This window comes from Sutterella seckii, from assembly GCF_009183815.1.
GTDB classification, from domain to species: domain Bacteria; phylum Pseudomonadota; class Gammaproteobacteria; order Burkholderiales; family Burkholderiaceae_F; genus Sutterella; species Sutterella seckii.
In genome coordinates this window covers 1-477 of the sequence record NZ_WEHX01000249.1, presented here as the reverse complement: position 1 = coordinate 477, position 477 = coordinate 1, and the positions used below count along the sequence as shown (strand labels likewise).

The 477-nt window shown below is 50.1% G+C and carries 1 rRNA gene; it reads left to right on the top strand.

Annotation, left to right across the window (positions count from 1 at the left end):
* Positions 1-131: 131 nt before the first annotated feature.
* Positions 132-477: ribosomal RNA gene (locus GBM95_RS12460) — 23S ribosomal RNA — on the top strand; the annotation flags it as partial.

Genomic DNA, 477 nt, shown 5'->3' with positions numbered 1-477 from the left:
CAGCTTCAGGGGTTGTGATTGCATTCAAAACATCGATTCATTGAAGTTCATCGAGAACCGACATGATTCAGAGAAGCAGCGCGTTACAGGTCGTCTTGTGACTTTGAAGGCAAAAGGCTTCAGAGTTATAGGATCAAGCGACTAAGTGTATGTGGTGGATGCCTTGGCGATCACAGGCGATGAAGGACCCGGCAGCCTGGGAAAAGCCGTGGGGAGCTGGCAAGCAAGCTTTGATCCACGGATGTCCGAATGAGGAAACTCACTTCCTTCGGGAAGTATCAATGAGTGAATACATAGCTCATTGAGGCGAACGCAGTGAACTGAAACATCTAAGTAACTGCAGGAACAGAAATCAACCGAGATTCTGAAAGTAGCGGCGAGCGAAATTGGAAGAGCCTGCAAGCGTTAGCGGATTCGATACCGGAACGGTCTGGAAAGGCCGGCTACAGAGGGTGACAGCCCCGTACGGGAAATTGG